This is a genomic window from Flavobacteriales bacterium (assembly GCA_016704485.1).
Classification (GTDB): domain Bacteria; phylum Bacteroidota; class Bacteroidia; order Flavobacteriales_F; family PHOS-HE28; genus PHOS-HE28.
In genome coordinates this window covers 1794326-1807071 of sequence record JADJAA010000001.1, presented here as the reverse complement: position 1 = coordinate 1807071, position 12746 = coordinate 1794326, and the positions used below count along the sequence as shown (strand labels likewise).

12 protein-coding genes are annotated in these 12746 nt (G+C 46.4%); 1 reads left to right on the top strand and 11 read right to left on the bottom strand.

Features of this window, described 5'->3' with window-relative positions; all coding sequences use genetic code 11:
- Positions 1 to 5: 5 nt before the first annotated feature.
- The 8 genes from IPF95_07600 to IPF95_07565 form a co-directional block, all read right to left on the bottom strand.
- The gene (locus IPF95_07600) at positions 6 to 485 is read right to left on the bottom strand and encodes a hypothetical protein (GenBank protein MBK6474562.1); all 480 of its coding nucleotides are present in this window, start codon (positions 483 to 485) and stop codon (positions 6 to 8) included.
- Positions 486 to 589: 104 nt separating this feature from the next.
- Positions 590 to 2389 carry a hypothetical protein gene (locus tag IPF95_07595; GenBank protein ID MBK6474561.1) on the bottom strand — a complete coding sequence of 600 codons (1800 nt, stop codon included), beginning with the start codon at positions 2387 to 2389 and terminating at the stop codon, positions 590 to 592.
- An 8-nt stretch (positions 2390 to 2397) separates the two neighbouring features.
- Entirely contained in the window at positions 2398 to 2934 is a 537-nt protein-coding gene (locus IPF95_07590; protein ID MBK6474560.1) for a hypothetical protein, read from the bottom strand.
- Positions 2931 to 4031, bottom strand: coding sequence for a TIGR02594 family protein (locus IPF95_07585; GenBank protein MBK6474559.1), 1101 nt, complete (start codon positions 4029 to 4031; stop codon positions 2931 to 2933). Before IPF95_07585 ends, IPF95_07590 begins: the two co-directional genes overlap by 4 nt.
- Complete coding sequence (locus tag IPF95_07580; protein ID MBK6474558.1) at positions 4022 to 4360, bottom strand: hypothetical protein; 339 nt, start codon at positions 4358 to 4360, stop codon at positions 4022 to 4024. Before IPF95_07580 ends, IPF95_07585 begins: the two co-directional genes overlap by 10 nt.
- Positions 4357 to 4896, bottom strand: a complete 540-nt coding sequence (locus IPF95_07575) for a hypothetical protein (protein MBK6474557.1) — start codon at positions 4894 to 4896, stop codon at positions 4357 to 4359. Before IPF95_07575 ends, IPF95_07580 begins: the two co-directional genes overlap by 4 nt.
- A 76-nt stretch (positions 4897 to 4972) precedes the next feature.
- Positions 4973 to 6331, bottom strand: coding sequence for a hypothetical protein (locus tag IPF95_07570; GenBank protein MBK6474556.1), 1359 nt, complete (start codon positions 6329 to 6331; stop codon positions 4973 to 4975).
- Positions 6331 to 7131, bottom strand: a complete 801-nt coding sequence (locus tag IPF95_07565; protein MBK6474555.1) for a PAAR domain-containing protein — start codon at positions 7129 to 7131, stop codon at positions 6331 to 6333. The genes IPF95_07570 and IPF95_07565 overlap by 1 nt, the downstream gene beginning before the upstream one ends.
- Before the next feature lie 170 nt (positions 7132 to 7301).
- Between IPF95_07565 and IPF95_07560 the strand changes: the two genes are divergently transcribed.
- Positions 7302 to 9890: a hypothetical protein gene (locus IPF95_07560; GenBank protein MBK6474554.1), complete on the top strand. Its 2589-nt coding sequence runs from the start codon at positions 7302 to 7304 to the stop codon at positions 9888 to 9890.
- A 7-nt stretch (positions 9891 to 9897) separates the two neighbouring features.
- Here IPF95_07560 and IPF95_07555 read toward each other — a convergent pair whose 3' ends face one another.
- From IPF95_07555 to IPF95_07545, 3 genes are read right to left on the bottom strand one after another with little or no spacing between them, the layout of a single operon-like run.
- Positions 9898 to 10368, bottom strand: coding sequence for a hypothetical protein (locus IPF95_07555; protein MBK6474553.1), 471 nt, complete (start codon positions 10366 to 10368; stop codon positions 9898 to 9900).
- On the bottom strand, positions 10365 to 12011 hold the full coding sequence (locus tag IPF95_07550) for a hypothetical protein (GenBank protein MBK6474552.1): 1647 nt from the start codon (positions 12009 to 12011) through the stop codon (positions 10365 to 10367). Before IPF95_07550 ends, IPF95_07555 begins: the two co-directional genes overlap by 4 nt.
- On the bottom strand, positions 12008 to 12682 hold the full coding sequence (locus tag IPF95_07545) for an ABC transporter ATP-binding protein (protein ID MBK6474551.1): 675 nt from the start codon (positions 12680 to 12682) through the stop codon (positions 12008 to 12010). Before IPF95_07545 ends, IPF95_07550 begins: the two co-directional genes overlap by 4 nt.
- Positions 12683 to 12746 lie beyond the last annotated feature (64 nt).

Genomic DNA, 12746 nt, shown 5'->3' with positions numbered 1-12746 from the left:
TACGATCAGTTGAACTTTACCAGTATCTTTTTGATATTGGAAGTTTGCCCGCCATATTCAATGTAGATCTCAAACTCACCAGGTTCCATTCTCAGCGGCACATGATCCATTGCATTCGTGTTGAAGAAACCACCTACCTTCAGTCTGGGATCCGTTGGTTCAGGCTCAAAGCCTTCTGGGCGTTCTGGGAGAAGTGGAGTATTCTTTTGAGGACGGATCACTGATCCTACAAAGATCGAATCCGTCTTCAATTCCCGAATTACGATCTTCATAGGTGCATCCGTCCGTTCCATATCCACCACCTTCAATTTGTAGTAACCGCAAATAGGGATCACCGGTAAGATATCCCGTCTTTCTACAATGGCCATTTCAGGCACGTTAATTTCAATGCCGCTCCAACCTGGAGGTGGTTCCTCTGGCGAACAGTCGTTGGGTTCATCGTGATCGATGATCACTTTTGAGTACTCTTTAGGTCTGTATTCCATGCCTTTTATTCTGTTCGAGCAAGATGGAAGCAAAGCGAAAGCTACAGCAATGAATAATAGTATGATCCTATGATCATAGTTCCTTGCATTCATACTTGACTTATTCAGATCGATCTCACCCCCCTGCTTAGATCAACTTTTTGTACTGCGACTCTACAATGTTCACAAAAGGCAGATTTTTTGGTTGCACCATACATTACACAGTCGTGCTTGCCATTATCAGTAACACTATCATATCGTGCTTGCCCCGCTGGAATTCCATGATGGCAATGTTGTCCATAATGGCCCTTTTTACTGGAATAATAAGTCGCAATCTGATCCGGTAGTCGTTCATAAGCGTTGGATGCCATACCAATTTGATGCCCCAATTCATGGGTAATTACTATGTTTTGCAAGTCTGAGGGAAGACTACCCCACCGAACCCTTGTACAAACACATATCAAATTTCCTGCAAATGTCAACCCACCCACAAACATAGCGACCCAATGGACCTTTAATCTAATAGTACCCTTCGCGGCAACCAGATCATCGACCTTTACCTCCACTCGATCAAAGTAAGTAGTCGATCTCTGTGAACTCTTAGGTAGACAATGATCTTCACTTATATCAACGGCATTGGCAACATCTCCACCTTCAGGAATAAATTGACAACTGACGAACCACCCTTCTTCAGATCTGATATTTTTCCACAATGGTCTATCTTTAATAGCATCAGTTCTTCCCTTTTCCGGTCCTCTTATTTGAATAATCACGGGTGCAACCTTTGGCCCAACAGCCACATCCTCCAATTCAAGGGTTCGCTCTGCGTCTTTAATAGCCAAATGATCGGTATAAGCAATGGCAACTGCATAGGGGTTTTTATCGGCAGCCTTGCTAGCTCTAAAAGCTTCCTTACACTTATTCTCAAAAGCTGTAACTTGAGCTTGCTCGTCATCATCAATATTCTCCATGTGCTCCATTTCTGCAGCAGGTAGCATCAATAATTCGACACCGTGTTTGGCGTATTCATTGATCGCACCATTCAGGTTGGGAGTGATCGATGTCAATCCTTTCATTTTCAACTCAACCAAATAAAAAAGCCTCTTAGTTGTAAGACCAACCGTTGACTGCACTTCCTTACCCTTCTTATCAATAACCGAAACTTTAAACGTATCGTTACCACCTGAGCTGAGTTTCAAATTGGAGATGATCAAAGTGCCATCTCCACTAGTTATGTAACTGAGCGTACGCTCTTCATGAGCAAAGTGGGGGTTCCTTTTTTTCTCGTCTTCACTATATGTTAGATTATTTGTACCCGGCACCAATTTGGCGGTAAATGAATGCCTACCTGGCTTATCAAATTTCACAAGTATCCTTGGCAAGTCCGTCAAGCGGTCCATATTCTTCACTTTCTCACCATCTACCCATTTTTCATTTCTGGGAAGGTTGACGAACTGTTCCATATTGGCCGTTGCCACATCTTTATCCGAACCGTTCAAGAACTCTACTGAAACGACCTTGGGCATTTCGGGGTCTGGATCATCAACGGTTACGTCCTTGGGTATAACTTGAGGCTCCAACACTACCTCCTCGGTATCGCTACCCACACTTAAGATCATAATTTGTTCGTCCTCTACAAGCTGTCCACCCACTTGCATAGTTGGTGTTCCGGGTGGCAGGTCTATCACTAGATCTTCCCCGGACATATTCTCGGATGTTATGACCAACCGTACCTCGCGCTCTTTTGTAACATCTTGTATGCGTGTGCCATCGGGATCTGTGAAATAGGCTTCAACAATGCGCTGTACTGGATCCTGTGCCGAATAAGGACATGCTGAAGTGCTTGATCCAACTTCATCCTGCGAACCTGAATATGCAGGCTCTTCGTCCAACTCATTTCTATGCAATACGCGTACGTTTCCCATTTTCGATCTCAGTTATTCCCGTTCTTACAATAGGTGCCTGGTGATCCTTCGAATCCCACGGCACTGAGCTCCCTCGCTTTAGTAACGTGTGCAACATCAGCTGGAAAAATGGATCCGGTACCAGGCCAATAATACTTCCCCTCCAAAACACACAAACAAATGATGGCCGGTGCGGGTTCCAGGGGCGCATCTTCCCCTTTTTCAACAACCATTTCATACTCGATCAACATCTCTTCTTTCCCTCGGTAAGTTTCAAATACAGTTGCTTGGTAGATCAGCTTCTCCTCGTTCTCAGCATCTCCGTGCAGCGCAAAGCGGCGTACATGATCCTGCTTGATCATTGCGCAATAAGTGGTGGACCTCATAGTATATTCCATTGCTTCAAGCATTTTGGTCAGGTGCATGTTCTGCATGGAGTTATTCTCCAATGCTATTGGCATATCATCCACCAACGACAGCTCAAGATCCTGTTCCGCATGTTCTTGACCTGAACAAGCCGCCAATATGAAGGAACAAAGGATCGCTATATGCCATTTGGTCGTCATGCCTCACTTCCTGCTGAAACTGCACTTTGATCATACACCGGAAGTTCGGCACCTGCCACATCGTAGTCCGATGGGACCATGAAGTGCGACCAAACATCTCTCGCATACCTTGATACATTCACCTCATTTCTTTGATTTCCACCTAACATGAATAGCCACTGGCCATCTATACTCTTGCCCACCACAAATGATGTGTGGCCACCACCGGTCCTAGTTTTAACACCAATAGCGCCGTAAATAGGTTCATCGATCTGTCTTCCAAATTCCTTCCAACTTTTAGCACGGAAAGAGGCTCTTGGAAGAGCTGAACCATGCTGGGTCATAACCCATGCGATAAATGATCCGCACCAAGCATTTTCCGCACCGGTATCATCTGTGCCCCAGTAACCTGATGCATCAAAATACTGTTGTATTCGGGGATTGATCCTTGTCCCGCCGGCTTCATGTTGTCCTATTTCGCCTTTGGCTATTTCCATCCAAGGTGCAGGCGTTCTCTTGAGTTGAAACCATAAGCCATCCATATCCAACCAAAGGTTGCGCATGGAATCCGTGCCCTCGTTCCGTCCGTAATAGCTGAATCTGCACTGCGGCACATCTGTATTCCCTGTGTGGGCATCCACCAGAAGGTACAATGGCGCTGCTTGTCCTGTTGCTCCTAAAATGGCCTCATCCCAGTGTCTGGTTGCTTCTGTAGATGAAGCTTTTAACTCGATGGCAATTATCGCATGATCCAAGAATTCATTCCTATTGTTAGCATTTGTCTCTGAAGCGAATTGGCCTACTTGGATCTCGATCAAGCCTTTGTGTTCATCTCCTACCTGAACTGCAATTACAGCGTTTACATCTGCGACCACCCGTTCAATGCCTTGCTTAATGTTCACCTTGAGCGTTCTATTTCTAAAATTCTCCGTTTCCACTACTAAGTGAACACGAGCGGTAACAGCGGCCCTTGTTATCCGCTCAATGGTCATGTCATCACCCACCGATACTTTGGCGAAATAGGCTCTCTTAATATGGGGATAAGAAACCGTAAGCGTAGGGATCACCGTTCCAAGCCCCCTATCGAACATATCACTTATGATACTATCTAGCCCCATGACCCTTTCGTTTTTTTGATCATGTCCTTAACCCGTTTATCCTCACTTACGTTTTCCTGCATCAAAGCATCTTTCAGTGGCTGCTCGAATGGCAATTCAAGTTCAGACTGGATCCAGTGATAAAGCAACTTTTGCACATTGATCTCCTTCTTCACATCGTATCTCTTGGCGAAGTAGATCATGTTTTCAATAGACTCCATAATGACTGCGTCTTCCTTATCCATAGCCCACTGCGCACACTCCTTTCGCAAAAAAACGAGCGTCTTCGCAATGAACGCCTCCTTGTGTTGGGCTCCAAAAGCTTCGAGTTGCTGTGTGGCGATGATCATGGGTCAACGAATTCCAGATCTCTGGTATTAAGTAGCTCCCCTGTTGCTCCATCCAACGTGATCTCTTCCAATCTACTCAACCCTTTCTTCCACGTGACCACCCAAACCGCAATACCTTCATCGTTCTTATTCTTATTGATCATGGTCTGCCATCCGCCATGCACATATCCTTTGACCAATGGTATGGCCCGATCATTACAATAAGCGATCACATCATCCCATGTGAATGAATAACCGGTGTCTGTATCTTCTCGGCTCACAACGCTACCACGCTCATTGAACTCATAGCGAAAACCTCGTTCAGAACCTGAATTGAACAGGAGTGCTCTGGTCTTGATCCCGCCAGTTGCGTAATATTTCTCGTTCACCTTGAAGTAAGAATCATTGTGATATGTTCTGCGGATATAACCGTAAGATTGGATCTCCTCTTCGATATACATCCCATCCTTTTGAATGACCCGCTTCCTATCCACACGTTCTTGATCGAAGGCCTTAATATCGAATGTGCTGAATTTATCATCTACATATGGTACCATGTTCATGTTCTTTTGGGCTACACAATTTGCAAGAGAGGCCATTATTAGGATGGAAAGCGTCGTTCTCCAATTCATTTCAAGTGATCGAGTCGTTAGCTTTTACCCATTGCCAGTACCACAAAGAGCGTCGATCATTCGTATGACCGGTAACTTGGTGCGAATAGTCCAGCAAGTTTTCCGTTTTAAGTGCTTCGTAGGTAAACAGGGCATGCCCACTTGATTCTTTATTAGTGAATGAATGTGGCAAGTTGAAAGAATGCAGGATCTCATGAGACGCAGTCTGCTGATTCGCCGAACTGAACACTACAACAAAGTCAGCTCCAAGACGCGAATAACCGCTTAGTCCCCCACCGGAAGCGCCAGAAAGTCCTCCTTCCCCAAAATAGAATGCTTTGAAGAAGGTGGCATCGAACTTACCATCTTTCTCCAAGCCAAGTTTGGTTTTCAAATAGGCATCAAGGGTCGAGTCATCAACGGTGCTTCTGTTCACTACCCTCCCATTAAGGATGAACTGACCAAAGTCATCCTCTTCAATTAGGTCCATTGTGATTACTTCAGAATCTTCGTCCAATTCGATCAACGCTTGTCTGGTATAACTGTTGACTCTGACCTTTTCATTACTAGGATCATAGGAACGCTCTCCTTCACCCGGCACGATTTCTGGGGTCAGCACCTGCACAAATACAACTTTTTTCTTCTTTCGTTTCGCTGGGCCGTTCGCCCACATTTTGAGCTTACCTGCCAGTACACCTTCACTTTCATTTTCGAACCCTTCGCTGTCATAGGCCTGCATTACTAATTCCAAAGCAGCAGGGCGTTCATTCTTATATGCACGCATAACCAATTCCAGATCTGCTGTGTGCTCTTCAATACAAGTGATCCTCAATGTAACATCAAGGTCTTCCTGCCCGTTCTTTCCTTTAACATCGATCACCGAAGGTTCGATCAAGTAATTATCATTGGAATCGAATGCCAAGTGGTCGGCTCCGCGTGAAATAACCACCTTTATGTTCAATTCAGCACTACAGTCCTTGTAAAGTGATACCCACGGCACGATGTATTCAGCTGGGATCAGGTCACCATCATCATTCAATTCAGCCCAAGGCAAACTGAATTTAGCATATTGACGTTTGAGCGCCTCATACTGAAAACTCTTACCATCTAAGTCAAGTACTGCAGCGTAATGACCGCCCTTCTCATTGCCATCCATTTCAAAAGTTGTCTCAGTTGCATCGGTGAAGTGCTTCTTTACCACATCTTCATAATCCGTATCCCAGAAATAGGCAGTATCCCCACATCTGATCCAATCAAAGCCGAATTCACCACTATAATCAGACTTTAACCTGAACAAGGCGATCACTTCGGGTTTAGGCAGCTTCAATGCATTAGCAGTGGCTGTAACACGGGTATTAGATGTGAGGAAAATAGACGGCATTATGCTGTATTCATTTTAATTCCTAATTCAACTTGGTGCTTATCACTAGGCATGGAAACCTTCAGCTGATCATTCTCAATATAGTTCCCTTGATAAGTGAAGTCCCCGGAGTTGTCGTAAAGGGTGATCAAGACTTCCTCGCCCCCAATATTCTCACCTTCAATGGTCAGCATCACGGTTTCTTCCTCCTCCACCTCGGTAATCCGATTGCCCTCCGTATCGGTGAAGTAGATCGAGTTGATCTTCTTTACTTCTTGCTCCACTGGTTGTACTCCGGGAGCGTCGGCTTTACCACCACGTGATGCTCCGGTACCTGAACTGCCATTATTCTTAGCAGCTTCACACACCTCGCAGAAAGCCGCACCACTCACAGCGGCTTGTTGTAAGCTTAGCATCTGCCTTACCGCCAGCGCTCCAGCTTCTCCTCCTTCAAAGCCCTTGATCTTCAATAACATGGCAATGAGCATCAAGCGCATTAGCGCCAATCCACCTGGTGAGATCTCACCGATCAGTACAGTTGGGCATCCTACTACAATAGCCCCGCCATGCCCACACATATCACCCAAGCGCGCTGCTGGTTTCCCCCCTATCAATACTCCAGTAGAACCTAGCGTGATCGTGTCGGGCGGTCCTGTACATACGCACATATCACCCATCACTGCGGCAGGCATACCGCCGATCAACACCGTGGCACAACCTGGCCCTATTATAGGTCCACCCACATGCGGTATGGGCGGTGTTCCCGGTGTTACCATCGGGCACACGTGCATATCGCCTATTCGTGCTGCGGGTTTGCTCATGGTCTTGGATCTTGCGCAGTGAAAGTAACTAACGGCTTATGAAATGGCAATTCGTGTTCACCAACGGCACGATGCAAGGGATGAACATCATGATCAGCCACGGATAGTGTTTGTTATTGCTATATTTCCCACTCTGACCATCCGTTACGACCTTTGGGTCCCATTGCACCATGAAACTACGCACTCTAACGTCCCTCACATTAGCCTGCACACTTGTGGGTGGGTCAGCAGCACAGACCAACAGCACCGATCTGCACGAATACATGGCACGCTCGTTGGTGCTCAACAATTTATTTGCCTTTAACGATATGGTGCATATTGGCACCGCAGTCAAGAGCAATGCTTCATCATTTGGCGGTATGCTATCCCCATACAACGAAAGTGATCTTTTTACCAAGGATTGCACGATGGAACTGGCCTTGTTCGACAATAAGAACTTCGCACCACGCTATGCTGCTCAGCGAGCACAGGATGTGGTTTTCAACTTAGAGCGTGATCTGAACCTGATCACGGTATTGCACGAACCCTTCTTTTTCCAGTCACTTCAGTTCTCTGACCTATACGAGAAAAATGGAGTGCAACGGATAGACGTAAGTGGCGTGTTGAACTTTGCTGCTGAATTCCACAATGAGAATAACGGAATTGAAAAGTCCTTTTCGGGCCCCTTCTATGCAACGTATGAAGTGAGTTTTGTTCCGGAGAAAAGCACCTGTTTGATGAAACAGCTTAAAGCAGCTCGTTCACCGGACGACCTCCCGCCATTGCTCAACACAAGCACATTTGAACCATGGGCATTGCATACACCGGTATTTCTTGACGCGGATTCATCTCCATTGAGCACTGCCAGCAGCAGCCTATGCTCATCGGAACAATTGCAGCGCATTGTGCGACCTGTATTAAAATGGCAGATCGAATCCGAACTGGAATCGGGTATGAAGAAAGACACCCGAACGAATTTTACAAAAGCGACTGAACTTCGTAACACGGCTACTCTTAGATCAACGGAACTATTTCAGTCATTGCCTTTCTACCTACCTAAAAAGACACAGAACACTTCGATCTATCTGGGCGACATTGAGATCAGGGAATTGCTTACCATGTTGGAAAAAACCCCTGATGATGTTCCACCAAAAGTAACTAGTGTTCTGAATAAGTACAACCAAGCGAATGAGCCGGTAAAAATTCAGGCGTATTTAGTAAACGCGTGGTATTATACCTTGGTGGAAGAGAACCTACCCAAAGCACTGCTAAGTTTAGAGCAAGCGGCAAACTGCCCCGTCATTAAGGAGATCTACTTGATCCGCTTTTTCGCACAGGCAAAAGCCGGACAGTATTCCGAAGCGTTGGAGAGCATGGACATGTACCGGATATTGAACGGACAAGCAGTTATGAGCCAATATCTTACGGATAATTACGCATTGCCATGGTTCAATTACGGTAAGGAAATGCATTTCGTGAATTCGCACCAGGAAGCTATGAAGGGGTATTTCATTGGTGCTATGTTGGCACCCACCCCAGAACGTCTTTTGGCACTAGCGGAAAAGTCGGAAAAGTTGGGCTACTTATCCATTACGCAAGCTTGTTACGTGCAAATGCTTAAAGAGGGGAGCGCACCTGACCCTAGCACAACATGGTTGGAACTAGCAATGGTAGAAGGTGCACTTGGGCAAGACCCGACTACAGCTATTGAAAAAGCAAGAACACTGGATGGCGCAGAAAAAGCAAAAGCACATGCGGCAAAAGCAACCTATCTGAATACCATTGCCCAAATACCCCAAGCGCAAGAACTTGTTACTACGGGTTTGAAGCAGTGGAAGAACGACCCGGACCTGCTCATGGTAAAAGGTAACCTTGCCAAGGATGCCGTCAAGCAGCGCAAGTATTGGCGAAAATACGTAAGCGCAACCAAACCTACTACCGGGATCAGATCCTTCAAAACAGGGTTCATAAGCCAATGGATCGCGGATACTGATTCGGCAACGCTAGGCGACGCTAGTCGCAAAGGGTTCTATAACCAGGCAATACAGGAGTTCAAAAAGGCAGAAAAGAAGAATTACCAAAAGGCATTAGTGGAGCGTAAGGTGGCGCACTGTTATGTTATGATAGATGATATGGAGGAGGCTGCGAACTACTATGCACTTGCTAACAAGAACGGCAGCAGCGAGGCTTCGGTCTATTTTGCACGGGCAATATTGCATGCGTGCAGGAACGAGTTAGGTTCTTTGGCAGACAACCTGAGCAACGCGCAGGACAATGGTATTGAACGCTTGTTGGACACACGAGGTAAGGAACTACTTGAATTTCTTTGGATCCTTGCCGATGCAAACCAAGCAATGGAATTATTGCGCAACCAAACGCCGGATGACCGATCGAACCGCGACCGAGTAAACCTGTTTCTGACCCACATCAACGAACGTGCAAGCCGCTTACAGATCGGCGAAGACCGGGGAAAGGCATACGCCAGTTTTGGGCGCATGCTGGTAGCCTGCCTTAAAGGCTATAACGAACGCGAACCTAATGATAACAAGAGTTACAAAGGCACACCATTAGAAGCAAGCGGTGTAATTGATAACATGGTTGCCCACTCGGATATAGCTCCGTATTTTTTCATGGACAACGCATTGATCAAGGAATTACGCGGATGGAATGACCAGTTGGATGGTGAAGTGTATCCTCTGCTAAGACGCTCACCCAAAACGGTGAACTGCACGTATTTAAAAGAAGCCGAGATCTTCAAGGACGAATACAATTACTTATGATCTTCGGTCATTTGCTGTTACACTTGCGCACAAGATCCTTGAAGTTGCCGAATACCTTTAGAATATCCTGCTGGTAATCTTGATCATTGTAAATTTCTCTGAATACTTGATCATCTCCGCATTTGGCAAAAAACTCTTTCAACTCGGCAATGCCTTTGCAATTAGCAGCATCATCAACTTTTGCTTGCAAATGAGCTGCTAACTTTTCTGGCTCTGTCGCGAATCCAGCCAGAGGTGATGCAGAGATCCGCTCAACCCGTTTTTCTTCCTGCTTCTTCACCTCTTCGTGAAACGCCTTCACCTCGGTCTCGTCGAGTACCTCCAGGTCCTGCTGCTTAGCCTCTTTGTGCTCCTGTATCTGCGGGTTCTGATCCAACGCTTCAACGGCTTTCTGTACTTCTTCATCATACTTGTCAGCACCACATCCACTTGCTAACATTGCGATCAAGAGCACAGAGAAAATGTGCAGGTTCTTCATTCCGTTCGGTTGTAAATGAGGTCGCTGGGAGCATGGCGCAACACGGCATTCACAGATCGGCGCGTATTCCACCACGTGAGCAGCAAGATAAGTATGATGAGCAAGAACAAGCTCAAGCTCAACACGCTGAACGCCTCGTTGAAGTCTTGGTTCAATGACATGCCTAACAGTGTGAGCAAACGGTATGGTACGTGCAATACATCCAGCATACCAACTACCATCAAGGCAAACAAGAAAACGGCCAACAACATGCCCAGGATCATGCGCAAGTAACTGCCCACTAGGAATTGGCGCGAAAGGCCGAATGCCATAAAGGTGCCCAGGTTCATTTTTATTTTTTCAAGATGTGACCGCAATACATTGCTGATGAACATGGAAATGCTGATCAAAGCGAAAAGGATGAGTGCAATGGCCAGAATGCTGGTGATCACGGTAACCAAGTGAAAGTTCTCCCGCGATTCGATCTGCTCCAAATTAATGTCCAACGCAAATTTGTTCAACATGTATTTGCGGAATGGACGGATGCTGTCGATCTGGTTGAAGTGCAGGGTAACGAAGGAGTATTTGTTGTCGCCAGTGCCGGGCCTCACCAACACATCCTTGGAGCCACTAAGGTCGCCAGTGCGGGCCCAATTGTACTCCTCCTGTAGGAATGGCCTCAGGTATTCGGTAGTGCTGGCGCGGGTGATCAGTTCCACCAGACCATGGGTGCGGCTTACTTCATGTTCACCTTCCAACATTACGGTCATGGTAGCATTGAACGGACCTTGCAGTACAGGCAATTGTTGAAGCAAGATGTTCTTGACCTGAAGATCATAACCCTGTTCCTGAACAAGTTGGTCCAGTTGAACTTTGGCGGCTTTTGTGTCGAACTGAGCATCATCCATTTTCACCAGGAACTGCAGTTGGTCCGTCTGGCGATAGTTGTTATAAAAATCGAATTCGGTGCCTGCGCTCCGAGCGAGGTCCCAGAACATTTCATAACTGCTCATGAACATGGCGCGGTCCGGCAGGCTCTTCACCACAGCGATAACCCGTAATTGCAAGTAATGATCTTTGCCGTACTGCGCGTACAACGTGTCCTGATCGGCATCGAATTTCATCATTCGCACCAGTTCTTCCGTGATGAAGATGCCCGTTTTCTTTTGTGTATCAGTCCATGTGCTCGGATCATTTCCTGGAGCATTCATACGCAAGACATTCTGCTCATTTAGTATGGCAGCCAGTAGCGAATTATCTTCTGGAGAAATGAATGTGCGGCCCTTTACTTTGTCCGTCACACGCCCATCAGCTCGGCGAAAACCTAAAATATAGCGATTGAATCCACTATGACGATCAAGGGTGAACCGCTGTAAGCTCTTTAAGCTATCCAAGTCGTGGATAATTGCTCTGTATTGACTGTCCACATCGGAGCTTACCGGAAAATCGATCCACTTTACGTAAGGGTTATCCATGCGCTTCCCCAAGTACTTCCATCCCGCTTCTGCAAACACTACGGCAATAAATGCCAGCAATGTGAAGTAGGCCAAGGTCTTCAAATTCTTGTTCCCCTTACCAAGCACCGTGCGCAACTCATTGCGCAAGAATAGCGCCCGGTGATCGGCACCCCTACCAGCTATTGCTTTGAAAAGGAGTTCGATCATGGTTGAACCACTCCAATGGTCTGCTTGTTGCGTTTCTGTAGCTCAATATTTACAATGCGATCCGCAAAACGTTCAGCCAACGCTACATCATGACTAACAATTACGGCTGCCAATTGGTTATCCTTTATATGCTTGCTCAATAGTTGGAACAATGAAAGCGCATTCTCGTGGTCCAAATTTCCAGTAGGTTCATCGCAAAAGAGCACATCAAACCTTTTGCATAAAGCACGCACGAATGCGGCACGTTGCCGCTGACCACCACTGGCCATAGCAGCTGGTTGGTCGAACAATGCAGGATCCAAGTTGAGCTGATCCATTAACTGCAAGGCCTTGGGTTTCATAGTACCAAGGTCTGCTCCTTCCAGCATGCCCGTAAAGCAGATATTCTCGCCCAAGCTGAAATTGGGCATTAGGTTCGTACTTTGAAAAATAAAGGAGAAATGTTTTTTCCGCATCGCAGTTGCGCGGTCACCACCATCTTCCCAAATATCCAATAAACCAATAGTATTTTCTTGTTCGGTTTTGAGGTCAAGTAGAGAATTTGGGCCGGGCTGGAACGTGTTCTTCATTAAACCCAAACTCTCTAACAGGGTACTCTTACCTGCACCACTAGGGCCTAATACGAATGTAAGCTCACCCGGCAAAACCGTAAGATGAGGAATGTGCAGCACCGTACAACCAATTTCATAGCCTAGGTCAAGGTCACGAATGGAGAAAGCAGGAGCAGTGGCCCTT

What these genes read in the sequence shown, in the direction of transcription:
- IPF95_07600 (MBK6474562.1), bottom strand. Translation starts at nt 485, where the DNA reads ATGGAATACAGACCTAAAGAGTACTCAAAAGTGATCATCGATCACGAT.
- IPF95_07595 (MBK6474561.1), bottom strand. Translation starts at nt 2,389, where the DNA reads ATGGGAAACGTACGCGTATTGCATAGAAATGAGTTGGACGAAGAGCCT.
- IPF95_07590 (MBK6474560.1), bottom strand. Translation starts at nt 2,934, where the DNA reads ATGACGACCAAATGGCATATAGCGATCCTTTGTTCCTTCATATTGGCG.
- IPF95_07585 (MBK6474559.1), bottom strand. Translation starts at nt 4,031, where the DNA reads ATGGGGCTAGATAGTATCATAAGTGATATGTTCGATAGGGGGCTTGGA.
- IPF95_07580 (MBK6474558.1), bottom strand. Translation starts at nt 4,360, where the DNA reads ATGATCATCGCCACACAGCAACTCGAAGCTTTTGGAGCCCAACACAAG.
- IPF95_07575 (MBK6474557.1), bottom strand. Translation starts at nt 4,896, where the DNA reads ATGGTACCATATGTAGATGATAAATTCAGCACATTCGATATTAAGGCC.
- IPF95_07570 (MBK6474556.1), bottom strand. Translation starts at nt 6,331, where the DNA reads ATGCCGTCTATTTTCCTCACATCTAATACCCGTGTTACAGCCACTGCT.
- IPF95_07565 (MBK6474555.1), bottom strand. Translation starts at nt 7,131, where the DNA reads ATGAGCAAACCCGCAGCACGAATAGGCGATATGCACGTGTGCCCGATG.
- IPF95_07560 (MBK6474554.1), top strand. Translation starts at nt 7,302, where the DNA reads ATGAAACTACGCACTCTAACGTCCCTCACATTAGCCTGCACACTTGTG.
- IPF95_07555 (MBK6474553.1), bottom strand. Translation starts at nt 10,368, where the DNA reads ATGAAGAACCTGCACATTTTCTCTGTGCTCTTGATCGCAATGTTAGCA.
- IPF95_07550 (MBK6474552.1), bottom strand. Translation starts at nt 12,011, where the DNA reads ATGATCGAACTCCTTTTCAAAGCAATAGCTGGTAGGGGTGCCGATCAC.